General features: G+C 73.9%; 13 protein-coding genes. 4 read left to right on the top strand and 9 right to left on the bottom strand.

Annotated features, from left to right (window positions below; translation table 11 throughout):
* Positions 1-85 precede the first annotated feature (85 nt).
* From ACFY1T_RS30145 to ACFY1T_RS30135, 3 genes are all read right to left on the bottom strand, one after another.
* Positions 86-2047 (bottom strand): TOMM precursor leader peptide-binding protein, encoded by a 1962-nt coding sequence (locus tag ACFY1T_RS30145; protein WP_390790956.1) that lies wholly within the window; start codon positions 2045-2047, stop codon positions 86-88.
* Positions 2037-4274: a TOMM precursor leader peptide-binding protein gene (locus ACFY1T_RS30140; protein ID WP_390790955.1), complete on the bottom strand. Its 2238-nt coding sequence runs from the start codon at positions 4272-4274 to the stop codon at positions 2037-2039. The genes ACFY1T_RS30145 and ACFY1T_RS30140 overlap by 11 nt, the downstream gene beginning before the upstream one ends.
* A 120-nt stretch (positions 4275-4394) precedes the next feature.
* Entirely contained in the window at positions 4395-6359 is a 1965-nt protein-coding gene (locus ACFY1T_RS30135; protein WP_390790954.1) for a BTAD domain-containing putative transcriptional regulator, read from the bottom strand.
* 381 nt (positions 6360-6740) lie between these two features.
* Between ACFY1T_RS30135 and ACFY1T_RS30130 the strand changes: the two genes are divergently transcribed.
* From ACFY1T_RS30130 to ACFY1T_RS30115, 4 genes are all read left to right on the top strand, one after another.
* Positions 6741-7472: an NADPH-dependent F420 reductase gene (locus tag ACFY1T_RS30130; RefSeq protein WP_390790953.1), complete on the top strand. Its 732-nt coding sequence runs from the start codon at positions 6741-6743 to the stop codon at positions 7470-7472.
* Between the two features lie 156 nt (positions 7473-7628).
* Complete coding sequence (locus tag ACFY1T_RS30125; RefSeq protein ID WP_390790952.1) at positions 7629-8363, top strand: hypothetical protein; 735 nt, start codon at positions 7629-7631, stop codon at positions 8361-8363.
* Between the two features lie 109 nt (positions 8364-8472).
* Positions 8473-10221 carry a glycosyl hydrolase family 18 protein gene (locus tag ACFY1T_RS30120; protein ID WP_390790951.1) on the top strand — a complete coding sequence of 583 codons (1749 nt, stop codon included), beginning with the start codon at positions 8473-8475 and terminating at the stop codon, positions 10219-10221.
* A gap of 88 nt (positions 10222-10309) precedes the next feature.
* Positions 10310-10924: a HutD family protein gene (locus ACFY1T_RS30115; RefSeq protein ID WP_390790950.1), complete on the top strand. Its 615-nt coding sequence runs from the start codon at positions 10310-10312 to the stop codon at positions 10922-10924.
* On the opposite strand, the gene ACFY1T_RS30110 is transcribed toward ACFY1T_RS30115, so the two are convergent.
* The 6 genes from ACFY1T_RS30110 to ACFY1T_RS30085 all read right to left on the bottom strand — a co-directional run bounded on the left by ACFY1T_RS30110 (position 10896) and on the right by ACFY1T_RS30085 (position 18050).
* Positions 10896-12314: a GH1 family beta-glucosidase gene (locus ACFY1T_RS30110; protein ID WP_390790949.1), complete on the bottom strand. Its 1419-nt coding sequence runs from the start codon at positions 12312-12314 to the stop codon at positions 10896-10898. The genes ACFY1T_RS30115 and ACFY1T_RS30110 overlap by 29 nt on opposite strands.
* Positions 12315-12358: 44 nt before the next feature.
* Positions 12359-13192: a carbohydrate ABC transporter permease gene (locus tag ACFY1T_RS30105; RefSeq protein WP_390790948.1), complete on the bottom strand. Its 834-nt coding sequence runs from the start codon at positions 13190-13192 to the stop codon at positions 12359-12361.
* On the bottom strand, positions 13189-14166 hold the full coding sequence (locus ACFY1T_RS30100; RefSeq protein ID WP_390790947.1) for a carbohydrate ABC transporter permease: 978 nt from the start codon (positions 14164-14166) through the stop codon (positions 13189-13191). The genes ACFY1T_RS30105 and ACFY1T_RS30100 overlap by 4 nt, the downstream gene beginning before the upstream one ends.
* Positions 14153-15457, bottom strand: a complete 1305-nt coding sequence (locus tag ACFY1T_RS30095) for an ABC transporter substrate-binding protein (RefSeq protein WP_390790946.1) — start codon at positions 15455-15457, stop codon at positions 14153-14155. Before ACFY1T_RS30095 ends, ACFY1T_RS30100 begins: the two co-directional genes overlap by 14 nt.
* A gap of 219 nt (positions 15458-15676) precedes the next feature.
* Positions 15677-16720: a LacI family DNA-binding transcriptional regulator gene (locus ACFY1T_RS30090; protein ID WP_390790985.1), complete on the bottom strand. Its 1044-nt coding sequence runs from the start codon at positions 16718-16720 to the stop codon at positions 15677-15679.
* A 115-nt stretch (positions 16721-16835) separates the two neighbouring features.
* Positions 16836-18050 carry a glycoside hydrolase family 64 protein gene (locus ACFY1T_RS30085; RefSeq protein WP_390790945.1) on the bottom strand — a complete coding sequence of 405 codons (1215 nt, stop codon included), beginning with the start codon at positions 18048-18050 and terminating at the stop codon, positions 16836-16838.
* Positions 18051-18065: the final 15 nt, after the last annotated feature.

Raw genomic sequence — 18065 nt, 5'->3', positions numbered from 1 at the left:
GACGGACGGACGGACGGACGAACTGACTGACTGGCGGGCGGACGGACGGCCTGTCGGACGGCTCTGCGGACGCGGAGGCGGCCGGTCAGGGGAAGGGATGCGGCGCCGGATTGAACTCGGCCGGCTCCAGGTCCCGTTCACGCCGCCCCGCCGCTCGCAGGGCGGTGCGCAGCCGGGGCATGCCGAGCGCCCGCTGGCGCGACCAGCCGAAGTCGATCGGCAGCAGCCCGGGCACCATCACGCTCACCGTGTGCAGCCCCAGGACCCGCTGCTCGGGCAGGCTCTGGTCGACCACGACCACGTCGAAGCCCTCGGCGGTCACCGCCGCGACACACCGCGCGAGGTCCTCGCGCACGTCGTCCGGGGCGGCGGCGCCGTCCCGCCGTTCCCCGGGCGGGCGCAACGCCGAGAGGGGCCGCAGCCGCTCCGTGGCCGGACGGCGCAGCAGGAAGTCCGCGTGCCGGCCCATTTCCGGGATCCCGTACACCAGCGGGTGGTCGTGGAGCGCGGTGACCAGGTTGAAGTCTGAGGCCATCGCGCGCAACCGGGCCTCGTCCCGCTCGGTGCGCCCCGGCAGGTTCACGGCGTCCGTCGCGATCTCGCACAGCGCCGAGTCCAGGGCCGACTCCGGGTCCAGTCCGGCGCCGGCCCCGAAGCACATCCGGCCGGTCCCGCCGTCGAACCGCTCGGCGACGGCGGTCACCACCGGGACGGGGAAGGTGATCCGGGTGTCGAAGAACCGTGCGCGGTACCCGTACAGGGCCAGCCGGTCCACCATCACGCGGGTCGAGGTGCGGCCGCTGGACGCCGGGTCGATCTCGGGCAGGGGCTCGCGCCCGTACCAGGCGAGCAGGAACGCGTCCCGCTCGATGACCTCCATCAGCCCGAAGTAGACCGCCTCGGCCAGACTGCCGCCGGTGGCGCAGCCGTTGGAGCTCTCCTGTACGAAACGGTTCTCCAGACCGGGCGAGTGGTAGTACGTCAGCACCTCGGGGACCAGGCGCGGCGCCCGGTCGCGCATCGACCAGCCCCAGACCCACGGGATCTCCCGGTCCGGGTCGAAGGGCCGCACGCGCGGGTTGTCCGCGTAGAACCGATCGCCGTACAGGCCGACGCGGCGCGGGTCCACGGCTTCGGACCCGAACTGCCGGAGCGAGCCCCGGACGCGGGTCGTCCGGGCCCGGGCGCGCATCCCCGCGTACCGCTCCAGCCCTTCCAGGACCCCGACGCGGGCGCTGCGGTCGAAGGAGTCGGTGTGGCCGCCCCAGAAGGTCTCGCGCAGGTAGGGGCCCGAGCGCAGCGAGAAGCAGCCGATGGTCGCCGAGGTGGAGGTGGAGGAGATGTCCTGTACGAGGGAGGGCCCCAGGGCCCCGCAGAGCGGATTGGCGAAGGCGGCCACGTCGAGGGCGTACGACTCCACGGGGCGGGTGCGGAAGGCCCCGGGACGGTACTTCGGCGCGGGCGGCAGCGGCTCCAGCGCGCGCGGCTCGTCCGCGACGGGCGCCGCGCACACCGGGCACTCGGGGTCGGGCACGAGCGGGTACCGCCGCACGGCGCCGGTGCCGAGGTCCAGGGAGCGCACCTCGGGGAACGGCCCCCGCGGGGCCGCGTCGTCGGCGCCCCCCGAGACCCCCGCGACCAGCGCCGCGAGGGCGTCGGCGGCGAAGGCGTGGGCGTGCGGCCACTCGCCCGCGGGCCGGGTGCCCCCGCCCAGCTCCAGGGCATCGCGCAGGGTGACGGACCGTACGGCCTGCCAGCGCCGTTCCAGGCACCGGGCACACCCCGGACCGCCGCCCGGGAGCGGCGCCGGCCCGACCACGGCCTGGCGGCCGTACAGCCGTACGGGCAAGGCGGCGCCCGCGGCGCCGGAGCGAGCGGACCCGGCGAAGGCATTGCCCGCCCCGAGCACCGAAAGGTCCACCGGAGGCCCGCCGAGCGCGCCCAGGGCCCGCTCCAGCAGCGTCGTGAACCGCTCGGCCGCTCCGGCCCCGAGCACGTCCCGCACCGCGGGATCGGCGCGGACCCCGGCGGGGCGGCTACGCGTCATCGCCGGGCTCCCGCACCGCCGTGAGCAGCACCCGCACGGTGTGGACGCCCGCGGACACCAGCTCGGGCGCGCCCGTCGGGACCAGGTACGCGTCCCGCCCGGCGGAGCCGATCCGCTCCAGCACCTCCGGCCAGCCGACCGCGCCTTCCGTTCCGTACGCCCCGCCGCCCTCGTGCGGGCCGCGGACCGCCAGGGCCCGGGGATCGAGATCGCGCAGCAGCGGATCGCCGGTGTCGGCCGGCCGGCCGCCGCCCGCCCCGTCGCCCTCGTACTGGGCCGCGCCCAGGAGTTCGCTCAGCGCGGCCACCGCCGCCGTACGCCGGTCCAGCCCGGTGCCGACCGCCCAGCGCTCCGCGGACCGGGCGAGCAGCACGGTCACGCCGCTGCGGGCGCCCTCGCCGAGGTCGAGCAGCTCCACCGGCAGTTCCAGCCGGTCCGCCGACCGTACGAGGAAGCCGAGTTCGGCGTCGGGCCCGTCCGGGTCCGGCAGCGGCACCGGGGTGGCGGGGGTGCCCCGTACGGTGCGCTGCAGCGCGTCGTGGGCGAGGGCCGAGAGCAGCCCCGCGGCGGCGGCGTCGGCGGGCGCGGGACCCGCACCGGCCCCCGCCCGGGTCCGCTCGAAGAGCCGCTCGGCGTTGTGGGGTCCGAAGGGGCGGACGGCTCCGGCGGGGACGAGGACGGGCTCCTTCGTCAGCAGCGAGACGGCCCGCTGGTGGACGGTGGCCCCGCCGGGCAGCCCCGAGCCGACGGCGAGAGCGGGGGCCTTCGCGCGGGAACCGGGCAGGAGCCCGGGGGAGCCGGTCAGGAGTCCGCGCGCCGGGACGACGTGCTCGGCGTACACCAGCGCCGCCGCGTCCAGCGCGCGCATCCGGGCGCCCGCGACGTGGTGGATGTCGAAGGCCGCGATGGAGCGCGCACCGGCGTGTCCGATGCCCAGCTCGACCACGCCCAGCTTGAGCGGGATCTGGGTGAGCGCCTCGTCCGCGAAGCCCGTGAACACCCCGGCGTACGGGCGGACGACGGCGGAGCGCCGGTTCAACTCCTCGACCAGTGCGTCCGCTTCGCGGGCGGTGTGGAGGGTGGGGAGTTCGGGTGCGCCCGAGGCCCCCGCCGCGGTCAGCTCCACCGGCTCGGCGGCCGCCCGCTCGTCCACTGTGTCACCCCCGGCGCAGAACGGGCAGCGCGGGTGCGGGAACAGCGGTTCGGCGGTGACGTCCAGCGACTCCGTGTCCTGGACGACCAGCCGCCCGGACGTCTCGGCGGGCAGCGCTCCGGTGGCCGCGCGGAAGACCTCGTACCCGAGCAGATTGCCGAGCATCGCGGCCAGCGGACGGCCCGGCACGGGAGTGCGGGACACGGGCACGCTTCCCGGCAGGGCCAGCGCGCTCCACAGGTCGGCGGCCCCGGAGCCGGGGCGGGCGGAGCCCAGCCGCAGCGCGGCGCAGGCCCAGCAGCCCTCGGAGTCCGCGGTCATCAGGGGGCCGACGACGGCGTCGGTGCCGTACGACCAGGCCGGAAGCAGGCTGCGGCCCTCCGGTATCCCGGCGCGCAGCAGCGGGAGCAGCCGCGCGGGGGCCTCGTGCCCCCCGGTGACCACGACGAAGTCGAATCCGTCCAGCTCCGCCCACCCGAGGGACTCCCCGCCCGGGTCCAGGGTCCGTATCTCCACCGGGCAGCCGTCCGCCCGAGCCTCCTGCGCGTCCGCCTCGACGGGGCCGAGCTCCGCGCCGGGCAGGACGCCGACGACCGCGCAGCCGTTGCGCACCAGGCTCAGGGCGCACCAGCGGGCCACGGGGTCCTCGCCGAGGACGGCGACCCGGGTGCCGCGGAAGCGCAGGAAGCGGTCCTCGGCCTCGTCGGCGTAGTGGTCCACGTACGCGATCTGCGGCGCGAACCGCCGCGCCACGTCCGGTGCGGGCGCCGGAGCGGCCGGGGTCCGCGGGGCGGGGACGGAGCGGGCGAAGTCCCGTTCGTACAGCGTCTTGACGAGTTCGCCGACCATCGCGCGCTGGGCGTCGCCGAAGCCCTGGCAGATCTCCGCGACGGAGTGTTCCCCGGTGAGGTGCGGGACGATCAGCGCGGCGAACCGGTACGCCGTGCGGGCGGTGAGGCGGAACCCGCCGTCGGAGTTGTGGAACAGCACACCGTCCGGCGTCTCGGTGAAGAGCACGTCCCGGCGTATCCGGGGCCGGGAGGCGGCGACGGTCTCATAGCTGGCTTGGGACATGGGACACCCCTGGGTGCGGTGTGGGTGGAGGCGGACGACGGAGGCAGACGCGGGGAGGAGCGGAGAGCGGGGGAAGCGGGTGACAGGGTCAGCGGGTGACGGGGTCAGCGGGTGACGGGGTCAGCGGGTGACGGGGGCGGTGGGGGCCGTGGGCGCCGGGAGGGGCCCGCGGGCCAGCCAACGCGCGTAGACGAGAAGGAAGGAATGGAGGCGGTACGGCGGCTTGCCCGGCGGTCCGTCCTCCAGCATCCCGGCCTCCACGAGCTGTTCGAGCTCGGTCTCGGAGCCGGCGTCCGCGAGGGGGGCCCGCGGACCGAGCGTGCCCAGGCGGAGGAAGACCTCGCGCAGTTCGGGCGAGAGGGCCCCGACGGCCTGCCCGAACACCTCCGGTACGGAGAGCCGCGGATCCTCGGCGAGGGCGAGCCGGGCGGGTGGGTCCTCCGCGAGCCAGGCCGTGCAGTCGGCCACGGACAGTCCGGGCCGGGTCAGCAGCCGGCCGGCCGCGATGCGCAGGGCGAGCGGGAAGCGGCCGCAGACGTCGGCGAGTTCCGCCGCCGCTCGTGCCTCGGCCGCGATCCGGTCGGCGCCGACGAGCCCGGCGAGCAGTGCGTACGCCTCGTCCGGCCCGAGGACGTCCAGCCGGTGGACGGCGCCTCCGTGCGTGGCGACGACCGCGGCGAGCCCCCGTCTGCTGGTGACCAGTACGGCGGCGTCCTCGGGAGCGGGCAGCAGCGGCAGCACCTGCCCGGCGCCGGCCGCGTCGTCGAGGACCAGCAGCCGGCGGCCGTCCTCGGCGTCGCCGGGCCCGGGCAGCAGTTCCCGCGCCTCGTCCAGGGCGAGGGGGCTTCCGTCGGGCCGGGTCAGCGCGAGCGTGAAGACCCCGCCGGGGAACTCGCCGCGGACCTCGTACGCGCACTGGTGGGCCAGCGCCGACTTGCCGATGCCGGGCGCCCCCGAGACGACGACCAGCCGGGGTCCGTCGGCGCAGGTCAGCCGGGCGGCGATGGCCCTGCGGTCGGCCTCCCGGCCGGCGAACCCGGGCACGGGAGCCAGGCCCGGTCTGCCGGGGCGGCCCTTCGCGGGCACCCCGCGCCAGCCGCTGTCCGCCGCCGGCCCGCCCTCCCGCGCCGACGGCACGGGAGGCGCCCCGGGGGCGGCGGCCGCCCGCGGCAGTTCGGGCCGGGTGGCAGGCCGCGCCGCGGGCCCCGGAGCCGTGACGGGTCCGGCCGCCGCGACCTTGCTCCCGGGCCCGCTCCCGGGCCGGGGTCCGGGACCGGTTCCAGGGCCGGTTGCAGGCCCGGGAGCGGACCGCGGCGCAGTGCCCGTGGCCGCCGCTTCCGGCCCGCCGATCTCCTCGGCGCGCAGGATCGCGAGTTCCAGACGGCGCAGCCCTGCCCCCGGGTCGACGCCGAGCTCGTCGCGCAGCCGGTCCCGTACCGTGCGGTACTCGGCGAGGGCTTCCGCCTGTCGCCCGGTGCGGTACAGGGCTTCGATGAGCTGCTCGGTGAAGCGCTCGCGCACCGGGTGGCGGCGGGCGCTCTCGTACAGGTCGACCAGCACCTGATGGCAGTTCCCGGCGGCGAGTTCGAGATCGCAGACCCGCTCCAGCACGCGCAGCCGCTCCTGTTCGAGCGAGGGCACCGCGTCGCGCCGCAGCATCCGCGAGGCCACGTTGGCGAGCGGCGGCCCGTGCCACAGCGAGAGCGCCTCGCGCAGCCGGTACAGCTCCTCGCCCGGCCCGCCCGCGGCCGGTGCCTGCGAGGTCAGGGAGCGGAAAAGGACGAGGTCGAGGGTCTCGGCGTCGTTGTGCATCCGGTATCCGCCGGGCACGGCCTCGATGGTGGTCGTGGATATGCCGTACTTCGTGAATAACCTCCGAAGCCTCAGGACGCACGTCTGCAACGCGGCTCGCGCGGTGGCAGGCGGTTCCTCGTCCCACACGGCGCTCACCAGATAGGTGGTCGAAACAACGACCCCGGGGTGCAGAAGAAGAGCGGCGAGAAGGCTGGTCGGCTTGGATGGCTTGAGAACTACGGTTTCCGGGCCGTGGGCAATACTCAGCGGCCCCAAAAGCTGGAACCGCATACTGGTCCCTCGTGTCGGGTCACATATTTCGCGAACGAGCAGGACAGGGGCGGTGGTCGGCCGCGCCTGCTCTCCGCCCCCCGGTGGGGCGGCGAATGAATGAAACACTACATAAGGGATCTTGTGAAAGTCGAGTGGTGTACGGCTTGTTTTCGACCGCACCGCGATTCTCTTTCTTCCCGTCACTCTGGAGTCCCGTGAAGTTACCACCGGTTGGCCGGGATGTTCAGGTGTAAACGAATTCCGAGTGCAGATCTCGTCACGCGGCTATCGAAGTCGATTTCCGGTCATGCGCCGCAGGAGTTCCCTGGCTGATTTCGAACGGACGTGAACCGGCCACCCGTACGGGGGAACCGCGGAGCCCGCGGGGCCGGAGGCGGAATGCCCGGCGGCGCCCGGTGGTTCGGACTCCACGCAGCACCCGACCACCCTGCACGCACTGGAGAGCTCATGAAGATCGGCATCATCGGCGCAGGCAACATCGGCGGCAACCTCACCCGCCGCCTCACCGCCCTCGGACACGAGGTGTCCGTGGCGAACTCCCGCGGCCCCGAGACCCTGGCCGACCTGGCGAAGGAGACCGGAGCCACGCCCGTCACCGTCGCGGAGGCGGCGCGGGGCGCCGAGGTCGTCGTGGTCACCGTCCCCCTGAAGAACGTGGCGAACCTGCCCGCGGGCCTCTTCGACGGAGCGGCCGAGGACTTCGTCCTCATCGAGACCGGGAACTACTACCCGCAGCAGCGCGACGGCCGCATCGACGAGATCGAGGACGAGGGGCTGACCGAAAGCGGCTGGAGCCAGCGCCGCCTCGGGCATCCGGTGGTCAAGGCCTTCAACGGGACCTACGCCGAGGACATCCTGACCCTGCACCGTCCGGCCGGGGCGCCGGACCGGGTGGCCCTCCCGGTGGCCGGCGACGACGCCGGGGCGAAGCGGACCGTACGGGAGCTCATCGACGAGCTCGGCTTCGACACCGTCGACGCGGGCGGCATCGACGACTCCTGGCGCCAGCAGCCGGGCACCCCCGTGTACGGGCTCCGGGCGGGCACCGACGCGGTCGTGAAGGCCCTCGCCGAGGCGTCTCCCGTCCGCCAGGAGGCCTTCAAGGGCTGACGACCCCGCGCGGGCGCGGGAGTTCACGGGGCTCCCGCGCCCGCCCCCGGCGTCCCGCGCGGCCAACCGATACCGAAGCGTCATCCGCAGCCCCTGCGCCCGGGAGGGCCGGGCTTGCTACGGTCCTGCCCTCGCGGAGCCGTAGGAGGGCCCACCATGCACGTCAGACCCCGTCTGCTGATCGCCTCGGCGGTACTCGCCGCGCTCGCGGCCGTCCTGACGGCCTGCTCCGGCCGGCCGGACCACCCTGCCGCCCACGCCCCGTCGTCGAGCCCCTCGCCCTCCGGCTCCGGGTCCCCGACGGCGACCGCGCCGGCCACCCCGGCCGCGCCGGCGCCCACGCCGACCCCGACCGCCACTCCCGTCGCCGCGACCTCGGCCGCGCCCGCGAAGGCGCCGACGGCGCCCCCGGCCCCCGCGACCCGGCTGTCGCTCACCGCGGCCGCCCCCGGAGGCGCGCTGCGCCTGGTCCGCGGGGGTCCCGCCCAGGAGTTCACGGTCACCGTCCGCAACGGCAATGCCCAGGCCTACCGGCACCTCCTCGTCGCCTTCCAGATGGAACCGCTCACCGGCGAGCCCGGCGACCTCCCCGGCCCCGCGGCCCCCTTCGTCCTGGAACACCGCGACCCGGCCACCGGTGCCTGGCGCCCCGTGGACCTGCGCATCGCCACCGACGCCAAGCCGGCCCACCTCTACGCGGGCGGCACCGCCCTCGCCCCCGACGCCGTCCGCACCGAGCGCTACCGGCTGCGCGCCACCGCCACGGGTCCCACCGGCAGCAGCCCGCTCATGGTGTACGCGATCGACGCGGACGCCGCCGAGGGCGGCTCCGCCGACTTCGCACACCCCGGACACGTCTCGGTGCCCCTCACCACCCGGCGCCTCGTGTAACTCCCGTTCCCGCCGCGGCAACCGAAGGGGTCCGGACCCTTGACCCGCACCTGGTCCAGACCAATCATGAGGCGTCCGCCCGTTCGCTCGCGCCCCACCGGGAGCATCGATGAGACGTCCCAGGCCCCTCCATGCCTTATCCGCGGTCCTGACCACGGTCCTCGCCTCCGCAGGTCTCGTGCTCGGGGCCGGCGGCGCCGCCCACGCCGCGACCCCGCTGCCCGCGCACGTCTTCGCCCCGTACTTCGAGGCGTACAACGGCGACAGCCCCGCCGACCTCGCCCAGAAGTCCGGAGCCAAGTACCTGACCATGGCCTTCGTGCAGACCGAGGCCAGGGGCTCTTGCACCCCGTACTGGAACGGCGACACGGGACAGCCCGTCTCCGCCTCCGTCTTCGGCGCCGACTTCGCCGCCATCCGCTCGCGCGGCGGCGACGTGATCCCCTCCTTCGGCGGCTACGCGGCCGACAACGGCGGCACCGAGATCGCCGACAGCTGCACCAGCGTGGACGCGATCGCCGCCGCGTACGAGAAGGTGATCACCACCTACGAGGTCTCCCGGCTCGACATGGACATCGAGGACAACTCGCTGACCGACAAGGCGGGCATCGACCGGCGCAACCAGGCGATCAAGAAGGTCCAGGACTGGGCCGCGGCGAACGGCCGCCCGCTGCAGGTCTCGTACACCCTCCCCACCACCACGAGCGGCCTCGCGAGCAGCGGGCTCGCCGTCCTCAAGAGCGCCAGGACGGCGGGCGCGCAGGTGGACGTCGTGAACCTGATGACCTTCGACTACTACGACGGCGCCACCCACCGGATGGCGGCCGACACCCGGACCGCCGCCGCCGGCCTGCACGACCAGCTCGCCGCCCTCTACCCGGCCAAGACCCCCGCCCAGCTCTGGGGCATGATCGGCGTCACCGAGATGCCGGGCATCGACGACTACGGCCCCGCCGAGACCTTCACCACCGCGGATGCCACCGCCGTCCGCGACTGGGCGGTGGAGAAGGGCATCAACACCCTGTCCTTCTGGGCGCTCCAGCGCGACAACGGCGGCTGCCCCGGCACCGGCGGCTCCGATTCCTGCTCGGGCATCGTCCAGGACCCCTGGTACTTCAGCCACACCTTCGCGCCGTTCACCGGCGGCGGCGGTCCCGTCGCCGACGACTTCTCGCTCGCCGTCGCGCCCGGCTCCGCCTCGGTGGCGCCCGGCGGCTCCACCTCCGCCACCGTGAACACGGCGGTGGTCTCGGGCACCGCGCACACCGTCGCCCTGACGGCCTCCGGCGCCCCCGCCGGAGTGACGGCGTCCCTCGACCCGGCCTCGGTCACGGCGGGCGGCTCGGCCCGGCTCACGGTCGCCGCCTCCGCCTCCGCCGCGCCGGGCACGTACCCGATCACCGTCACCGGCACCTCGGGCGGACTCACGCACACCGCCGCCTTCACCCTCACGGTCTCCGGACCGGGCGGCGGGAGCGGCGCCCTGGTCAACGGCGGTTTCGAAAGCGGCGCGCTCGCCCCGTGGACCTGCGAGAGCGGCGGCGCGGTGGTGGGCACCCCCGCGCACGGGGGCTCGTACGCCCTGAAGAGCGCACCCACCTCCTCCGGGACGGGGGAGTGCGCCCAGACCCTGACCCTCGCCCCGAACACGAAGTACACGCTCGCCGGGTGGGTCCAGGGCGGCTACGCCTACCTGGGCGTCCGCGGCGGCGCGAGCGCCAGCGCGTGGACCAGCTCGACCGGGTGGTCGAAGCTGACGGTCCCCTTCACGACCGGCGCCTCCGGCACGGTCACCGTCTACCTGCACGGCTGGTACGGACAGGGCGCGGTCTACGGGGACGACCTCTCGCTCGGATAGGTCCCGGAGTCGATAGGCTCGGCCACGGCCGCCCGGGTACGCACCGCCCCGCGCAGGGCGGTGCGTACCCGACGGAAGGAACAGCGCCATGGCCGGCGGCGACGAGGTCCGGATCCTGCGCGCGGGCGACCGCGAAGCGGTCGCCTGGAAGAACGGCGGCGGGGTGACCCGCGAGATCGCCGCCTGGCCCGAAGGCGCCGCGATGGCCGATTTCGGGTGGCGGATCAGCCTCGCGGAGGTGGCTGCCGACGGTCCGTTCTCCGCCTTTCCCGGGGTCGACCGCACACTGACCCTCGCCGAGGGCGCGGGCATGGACCTCACGGTGGACGGCGCCCGCCGCCTCGTCGACGAGCGCTGCGCACCGCAGGACTTCCCCGGTGACGTCCCCACCGCATGCAGGCTCCTCGACGGGCCCGTCGTGAACTTCAACGTGATGTACCGCCGGGACCGGGTGAGGGCGCAGACCGCGGTCGTACGGGGCGCCCTCGCGCTCCGCGCCGAGCCGGGGGAGACCCTGCTGGTCGTGGCCCTGCGGGGGCCGGCGGAACTCGAGGCGCGAGCCGACGCCGGAGCCGGGCCCGGACCCGGACCCGTCGCCCTCGGTCCGTACGACGCGGTCCGGATCACCGGCGGCGCCGCCGCCGGCCTGCGCACCCGGGGTCACGCGGCGGTGGTCAGGCTGGCAGTCCGCCCCGCGCGATGACGTCGGCGTACCAGCGGGCGCTGTCCTTCGGGGTGCGCCGCTGGGTCGCGAAGTCCACGTGGACGAGGCCGAACCGCTTGCTGTAGCCGTAGGCCCACTCGAAGTTGTCCAGCAGCGACCACACGAAGTACCCGCGCACGTCCGCCCCGTCCTCGATCGCCCGGTGCACCGAGGCCAGATGGCCGCGCAGATAGCCGATGCGCTCCGGATCGTGCACGCGGCCCTCCGGGTCGGCGTAGTCCCCGTACGCCGCGCCGTTCTCCGTGATCAGCAGCGGTACGCCCGGCAGTTCGTCGCGCAGCCGGACCAGCAGCTCGTGCAGACCGCCCGCGTCCACGGGCCAGTCCATGGCCGTCCGCGGTCCCGGAGCCGGCAGGAAGCGCACGTGCTCCTCGGCGCCCACCCACGGCGAGGGCCCGGCGGGCGCGATGTCCGGTCCGGGCCCGGCGGCCGCGACCACCGTCGGGGAGTAGTAGTTGACGCCCAGCCAGTCGATCGGCCGGGCGGCCGCCGCCAGATCGCCGTCCCGGACGAAGGACCAGTCCGTCACTCCGGCGGTGTCCCGGACCAGGTCCTGCGGCAGGCGCCCGTGGAAGACCGGATCGAGGAAGATCCTGTTGCCCACCGCGTCGATCCGGCGCACCGCGTCCAGATCGGCGTCCGAGAGGGTCAGCGGCCGCAGCGCGTGCAGGTTCAGGGTCAGGGAGACCTCCGCCGACGGGGGGAGGGCCGCGCGCAGGGCCGCCGTGCCCAGGCCGTGGGCCAGGTTGAAGTGGTGCGCGGCCCGCAGCGCGGCCTCCGGCTCGGTGCGCCCCGGGGCGTGCGCGCCGGAGGCGTAGCCGAAGAAGGCCGAGCACCAGGGCTCGTTGAAGGTGGTCCAGCCGGCCACCCGGTCGCCGAGCTCCGCCGCCACGAGCCCCGCGTACTCGGCGAACCGCTCGGCCGTCTCCCGTACGGGCCAGCCGCCGAGGTCCTCGAGCTCCTGCGGAAGGTCCCAGTGGTAGAGCGTGGCCACCGGCCGGATCCCGGCCTCCAGCAGCGCGTCGACGAGCCTGCCGTAGAAGTCCAGGCCGCGCCGGTCGGCGGGCCCCCGGCCGGTGGGCTGGACCCGCGTCCAGGCCACCGAGAAGCGGTAGTCGCTCACGCCGAGGTCCCGCAGCAGGGCCACGTCCTCGGCCATGCGGTGGTAGTGGTCGGCTGCCGTGTCCCCGGTGTCTCCGTTGAGGACCTTGCCGGGGGTGTGGCTGAAGGTGTCCCAGATGGAGGGCGTCCGGCCGTGCAGGGCGGCCGCGCCCTCGATCTGGTAGGCGGCGGTGGCCGTGCCCCAGCGGAAACCGGCCGGGAAGGCGAGCCCCGTCCTCGTGAGGGCGGACGCGTCGAGCGTGGTCATGGAAAGGCTCCAAAGGGATGAGGGGAGGGCCGGGGGCTGCTGCGTCAGCCCTTCACCGCGCCCTGCATGATGCCGCCGACGATCTGGCGGCCGAGCAGCCCGAAGACCAGCAGCACGGGCAGGGTGCCGAGCAGGGTGCCCGCCATGATCACGGACTGGTCGTGGACGTAGCCGCCGCCCAGCTGGCGCAGCGCGACCTGGACCGTCGGCTCCTGCGAGGACAGCGCGACGACCGGCCAGAAGAAGTCGTTCCAGGCGGTCATGAAGGTCAGCAGGGCCAGGACGGCCATGGCCGGCCGGGCGATCGGCACGACGATCGACCAGAAGATCCGGGCGTGCGAGGCCCCGTCCACCCGGGCCGCCTCGATCAGTTCGTCGGGCAGCGACTGCACCAGGAACTGCCGCATGAAGAACACCCCGAAGGCCGAGACGAGTCCGGGCAGGATGACGGCCTGCAGCTGGTTCACCCAGTGCAGTTCGACGATCAGCATGAAGAGCGGGATCACCCCGAGCTGCGGCGGGATCATCATCGAGGCGACGACGGCGCCGAGCAGCGCCCCGCGGCCGCGGAAACGGAGCTTGGCGAAGGCGAACCCGGCCAGCGTGGAGCAGAGCACCGTGCCGACGGTGATCGCCCCCGAGACGATGAGCGAGTTGAGCAGCGCCTTGCCGATCGCCGCCTCGTCCAGGACCGAGCGGAGGTTGTCCAGGAGGCGCGGACCGGGCAGCAAGGCCGGCAGGGGGCGGGCCAGTTCGGCGTTGGAGCGGCTCGCGGCGACGAGGGTCCAGTACAGCGGGAAGGCCGAGACCAGCACCGCGCAGATCAGGACGGCGTACGTCAGCCTGCCGCCACGCCGGGCGCAGACGCGTGCGCTCATCGGCCGGCCTCCTTACGGGAACGGCGGCGCGCGGGCAGGGCGTTGGCCCCGACCAGCACCACGATCAGCAGGAACATCACCCAGGCGATGGCCGCCGCCCGGCCCAGGTGGAAGAAGCCCCAGCCCTGCTCGTACATGTAGAGCCCCAGGGTCTGGTACTGGTGCGAGATGCCGCCGGACACCGACCCCTCGAACAGGAGGGGTTCGCCGAACAGCTGGGTCGCGCCGATCGTCGAGACGACCGAGGTGAAGACGATCGTGGGGCGAAGCCCGGGCAGGGTCACGTGGAGGAACTGCCGCAGGCGCGAGGCGCCGTCGACCTCGGCCGCCTCGTACAGCTCGACGGGGATCGTCTGCATGCCGGCCAGGTAGATCAGCGCGTTGTAGCCGGTCCAGCGCCAGACGACGATGGAGGAGACGGCGATCTGGGAGGCCGCCGTACCGTTCTGCCAGTCGACCGGGTGGATGCCCACCAGGTCCAGCAGGCGGTTGATCAGCCCGAAATCGTGCCCGAAGAGCTGGGCGAAGATCAGCGAGGCGGCGGCGACCGAGGTGGCGTACGGCAGCAGCAGCGCGGTGCGGAAGAACGTGCGGGCGCGCAGCCGGTAGTTGAGGACGTGGGCCAGGCCCAGGGCCATCAGCAGCTGGGGCACGGTGGACAGCACGCCGATGGTGAAGGTGTTGCGCAGCGCCGTCCAGAAGAACGGATCGGTGAACAGTGCCGTGTAGTTGCCGAGCCCGCGCCACTCCAGCTCGCCCGGGGTCTGGAGTTCGGCGCGGTAGAGGGAGACGTACGCCGTGTAGAGCAGCGGGAAGATCCCGAACGCGGCGAACAGGGTGAAGAAGGGGACGAGGAAGGCGTACGGGGACAGCGGGACGGGCCGCCCGCGCCGCCGGGGCAGTGGCCCCGGCGGCTCCGGGACGGTCGCGGGCACCGGCGGGGCCTGCGCGGACAGCGGCTCAGCCGAGGGCATTCTTGACGGCCTTCTTCGCGTTCGACCAGGCCGTCTCGGGCGCCGTGCCCTTGCGCTCGACCTCGCTGAGCGCGTTGTTGATCTGGTCGGCGATGTCCTTGTCGTGCAGGCCGAGCACCTGGACGGGGGCCTGTTCGGCCGCGTCACCGAAGATCTGCCCGATCGGCGCGTCCGAGAAGTACGGGTCCTTGGCGTCGGCGATCCGGCTGATCGACTTGGTGGCGGAGGGGAAGTTGCCCTGCCCGCGGAAGACCTTGGTCTGCTGCTCGGGCGCGGTGAGCCACTTGATCAGCTCGTACGCCTCCTTCTTGTGGGCGGCCGCGGTCGGCACCGCCAGGTACGAGCCGCCCCAGTTGCCCGCGCCGCCGGGCAGCTTCGCGACGTCCCACTTGCCCTTGGCGGCGTCCCCGGCCTGGCCCTTGATGTAGCCGAGCATCCAGGCGGGGCAGGGCAGGGTGGCGAAGGAGCCCGAGGAGAACGCCTGGTTCCACGGCGGCGACCACTGGTCCAGTTTGGCGCTGAGCCCCTCGCCCGCGGCCTTGACCGAGGCGTCCCAGGCGGCCTTCACCGCGGGACTGTTCTCGTAGATCAGGGCGCCCGAGGCGTCGTAGTAGCGCTCCTTCGCCTGCCCGACCATGATCGCGTTCAGGCTGCCCACGCTGTCGAGCCAGGCGCTGCCCGCGGGCGCCTTCGCCTTGTACTGGCGGCCGAGTTCGAGGTAACCGTCCCACGTCGCCCACCGGTTGGCCAGTTCGGTGCGGTCGGTGGGCAGTCCGGCGGCCTGGAACAAGTCGCTGCGGTAGCACATGGCCTCGGGTCCGACATCGGTGCCGAGGCCCATCACCTTGCCGTCCTTGGTCGTCGCGGCGGACCACTTGGCCGGGGCGAACTCCTCCTTGAGCGCGCCGGCCCCGTACTGGTTCAGGTCCACGAACTTGCCGGCCTGCTGCTGGGTCACCGAGGCGATGCGGCCGACCTCGACGGCCTGGACGTCGGCCAGGCCGCCACCGCCCGCGAGACGGGTCTGGAGGGACTTCCAGTAGTCCTGCTCGTCCTCGGTGTCGGTCTGCTTGATCTTGATACCGGGATGGAGCCGCTCGTACTCGGCGTAGAGCCCGGACTCCTGGTAGCCGAAGGCGCCGAACAGGTCGACGGTGAGCGTGACGTCGCCGCCCGCGGCGTCGGAGGAGCCGCCGCCCGCACCGGATCCGCAGGCGGCCAGGAGCACTCCGGTGAGCGCGACGGCGCCGAGGCGGACCGCGGTTCTTCCGGCGGTTCGGGGGATCGACATGGGGCGGCCTCCTTGGCCTGGACGGGCAGGGTGCGGGGGTGGGAGTGCGCCAGTCTTGAGAGCGCTCTCAGAACGCGACTGGAGCGTGCACCCGCAGCCCGGGCCCCGTCAAGAGTCGTAGCCACAACGGAGCCATTCGTCCACAATCACCCCTGCGCCGCGACGAGTTCAGGCCGTTCCTGCCGATCGGGTGCCGCTGCCCTCCGGTCCCCGGCCGCGTCAGGTGGATGCGCGCCGTACCAGCGCCGTCGGGGTGACCACGGAGGCCGGTACCGCCCGGTCGCCCTGGGTCCTGTCGAGGGTGCGCAGCAGCAGCTGGGCCATCAGGCGCCCCATGCCCTCGATCTCCTGGCGGACGGTCGTCAGCGGCGGATCGGCCGTCTCCGCCACCAGCTCGGCATCGTCGAAGCCGACCAGCGCCACGTCTCCGGGGACGGCCAGACCGCGCTCCCGCAGCACCCGCAGGGCGCCCGTCGCCATCAGGTCGTTCGCGGCGAACACCGCGTCGAGGTCCGGGCAGCGCTCCAGCAGCCCGGCCATCGCCTGCGCCCCGCCCGCCGCCGTGAAGTCCCCTTCCGCGATCAGCGCGGGATCGGCGTCGAGCAGGACGTCCCGGTACCCGTCGAGCCGGTCCACCGCCGAGGTCTGGTCCAGTGGACCGGCGATGTGCGCGATCCGCCGCCGGCCCCGGTCCAGCAGGTGCCGTACGGCTTCTCGGGCTCCTCCGCGGTTGTCCGCGTCCACGTACGCGACCCCGCCGTGCCCCCCGGACACCGGGGCCCAGCCCGGCCGGCCGCCGTACACCGTGGGCATCCCGACGCGGCGGGTGATCGCGGGCAGCGGGTCGTCGGTGTGCAGCGAGAAGGCGAGCGCCCCGTCGACGTGGCCGCCGGCCAGGTAGCGCTCGATGCGGTCGTAGTCCCCCCGGTCCTCCACCAGCAGCAGGACCAACTGGGTGTCGTGCGCCGTGAGTTCCTTGCTGATGCCGCGGATCTGCCGGGAGAAGAAGGGGTCCGAGAAGATCCGGATCTCCGGCTCCGCGATGATCACGGCGACGGCCCCGGTGCGCCGTGTGACCAGCGTGCGGGCCGCCGGATTGGGCACGTACCCGAGCTCCTGCACGGCCTCGCGGACCTTCTCCACCAGATGCGCGCGGACCCCGTCGCCGCCGTTGACCACGCGGGACGCGGTCGCCCGGGACACCCCGGCGCGCTCCGCCACGGCCTCCAGCGTGGGGCGGTGGCCTGGAAGCTGTTCGGGCACGGGCTGTTCGGGCACGGGCGCTCCTCCTGCGGGTCCGGGGGCCGTCGGCGCGGCGGACAGCAGGGTAACCCGTACCGCCGGGAGCCTGAGAGCGCTCCCGGCGAACGGGTGGCGGTCACCAGCCGATGCCGAGGGTCAGCCCGGTCGGCGGCTCGGTGTTGCCGAGGATCTGGACCGAGGACTGGTCGGCCACGTCGTCGTAGGGGAAGCCGTAGGCCCGCTTGCCCAGGCCGACGGTGTGGAAGAAGCCCGCGTAGTCGTTCTTCGCCGCCCCGCCGTAGTACGCGGTCGGGGTGTACCAGGCGGTGGTGTCGAGGGCGACGCCCCTGTTGAACGCGGCGCAGAACTCGGCACCGAGCTGCTTCTCGGTGTCGTTGCCGGAGGCCAGCGCGCCCGCGCAGGCCATGACGTCGGACGAGGTGGGCTTGTGGAGGGTGAAGGGGCCCGCGCCGTTCTTGGTGAAGGTCAGCGTGGAGCCCGAAACCCGCCCCGAGAAGGTCTCGCCGAGCCGGGTCAGGGTGAACGGACGGGCGGTGTACCGGGACCAGGCCTCGTCGATGGCGGCGGTGAGGTGGTCCTGCTGCGGCCCGCCCGCGAGGAACAGGTCCGAGGAGCGCGGGGCCACGATGCGGTAGCCGTTCTGCAGCGGCTTGAAGGCCGCCCCGACGGAGGCCGCGTACTGCTGCATGACCTCGGCGCGGGTCCGGGTGATCCCCCGGGTGGTGTCGTAGCCGCTGGAGGCCTGGCGCAGCCGCGCGGTCATCGGGAAGCCGAACTGGTCGACCTGGGTGGTGTTCCCGCCGAACGCGGCCTGGCCCCGCACGTACGTGTACTCGTACCAGTCGTAGTACACGTCGCTGTTCGGGTCATCGGGATTGCGCAGGTCCGGGCCGCCCCAGCCCTGGTCGTCGGGGGAGACCGGTAGGTAGAGGGGCGAGCCGAGGGAGACGTAGATCCGGCCCCCGCGGATCGATGCCGGTGAGGGCACCGTCCCGCCGACCTGGGCCAGCGTGAAGGACATGTCGGGGTAGTTGACGCCCTTCTTGACGAGGTGCCCGGGCGCGGTGGCGTCGAGGTGGTTGATGTGGGTCATGGAGCCGTCGGGCCTCATGTACGACCACTGGCCCGGTGTCACCTGGCCCAGCACGGTGACGAAGACCCGCGCATCGGCGTACGCGCCACGGGTGTTGTTCTGGAAGGTGATCGGGAAGCTCCCGGCTGCGGCCTGCGCGTGGTGCGCCGCGGCGCGGGCCGGGGCCGGCAGGATCAGCCCCAGCAGGGCCACGAGCGCGGCCAGCACCGGCAGGGGGAGCGGTCGGTGTGTGTTCACGGGCGTCTCCTCGGT

The organism is Streptomyces sp. NPDC001194 (assembly GCF_042896985.1).
GTDB lineage: Bacteria > Actinomycetota > Actinomycetes > Streptomycetales > Streptomycetaceae > Streptomyces.
The sequence above is the reverse complement of the archived record's forward strand: the minus strand, read 5'-3'. Positions and strand labels throughout refer to the sequence as shown.